We start from the raw sequence: 1,283 nt of genomic DNA on the forward strand, positions 1-1,283 counted from the left end.
AGACGTCGTTTCTTATGGCGTGATCGTTCGTTGATCCGTGCATGACGGATCTGGTTGAGCGGTTGGTGCCGGACGAGTTGTGGATGCTGTTCCGGCGGGTGGTGCCACCGACGGAGGTGATACGTCCGCAGGGCGGGGGCCGCCGGAGGGCAGGTGACCGGGAGGCGCTGGCCGCGATCATCTTCGTGGCGACCTCGGGCTGCACCTGGCGCCAGCTCCCGCCGGTGTTCGGTCCGAGCTGGCAAACGGTCTACCGACGCTTCGCCCAGTGGGGCCAGGCCCGTGTCTGGGCGCGGCTCTACCGCGTCATCCTCGATGAACTCGGCGTCCGAGGACAACTGGACTGGTCGCGGTGCGCGATCGACTCCGTCAGCCTGCGGGCCGCAAAAGGGGGCCGTTGACCGGACCGAATCCGACCGACCGCGGCAAGCTGGGATCGAAGATCCACCTGATCACCGACCGGAACGGGCTGCCGCTGTCCCTGGGCATCTCCGGCGCGAACATGCATGACAGCCAGGGGCTGGAGCCGCTCGTGCGCGGCATCCCGCCCATCCGGTCCCGCCGCGGCCCCCGCCGCCGGCGCCCTACGAAACTGCATGCGGACAAGGGCTACGACTACGACCACCTGCGCCGATGGCTCCGCAAGCGCGGGATCCGCCACCGCATCGCCCGCAAGGGCGTCGAGTCCTCACAGCGCCTGGGTCGTCATCGCTGGGTGGTCGAGAGAACCGTGTCCTGGCTGGCCGGCTGCCGCCGACTGCACCGGCGGTACGAACGGAAGGCCGAGCACTTCCTCGCCTTCGTCGGCATAGCCGCAGCTCTGATCGGCTACCGGCGATTGGTCACGCCGCTCAGGGCCTGAGTCGGTCCTGCTGCACGTCGAAACAGATCAGCCCCATCTTGTCCGCCAGGTCTGCCGCGTAGGTGGAGGCTTCCTCGGCCCTGCTCCAGCCCATCCCGAAGTAGATGAGCGGACCGCTTGCACCGCTGATCAGCGGCCCGACCGACCAGGGTGAGGTCCCTTCCTCGTCCTCGGTGATATCGCACCATCGCTCAAGAAGCGCGGTCACGTAGACCGTGATGAGTTCGGACGGAGACTCCAGGTCCTCACCGTCGAGGTAGCGGTCGTACAAGTCGCTCAAGACCCGGCGGGCAGCCCTGTCATTCGCCGGCCGCTCGCCCTCCCACACAGCAAGGTCGTAGCTCATGCCCGGAGGTTCTCATACCGCACTGAAAGACCTCCGGGCTGGTGTCAGCACATACAGCCAAAAGAAACGACGTCT

Annotated in this window: 2 protein-coding genes; one reads left to right on the forward strand and one right to left on the reverse strand. The window is 66.9% G+C overall.

Going from position 1 to position 1,283, the window contains the following annotated elements; translation table 11 throughout:
• Positions 1–41 precede the first annotated feature (41 nt).
• A protein-coding gene (locus ACWEV0_RS35945; protein WP_453154010.1) for an IS5 family transposase occupies positions 42–862 on the forward strand; the annotation gives its coding sequence in 2 pieces (ribosomal slippage) (positions 42–384 and positions 384–862; 822 coding nt in all).
• Here ACWEV0_RS35945 and ACWEV0_RS35950 read toward each other — a convergent pair.
• The gene (locus ACWEV0_RS35950; protein ID WP_453154011.1) at positions 852–1,208 is read right to left on the reverse strand and encodes a hypothetical protein; all 357 of its coding nucleotides are present in this window, start codon (positions 1,206–1,208) and stop codon (positions 852–854) included. The genes ACWEV0_RS35945 and ACWEV0_RS35950 overlap by 11 nt on opposite strands.
• Positions 1,209–1,283 lie beyond the last annotated feature (75 nt).

It is taken from the genome of Streptomyces sp. NPDC003943 (assembly GCF_053605265.1).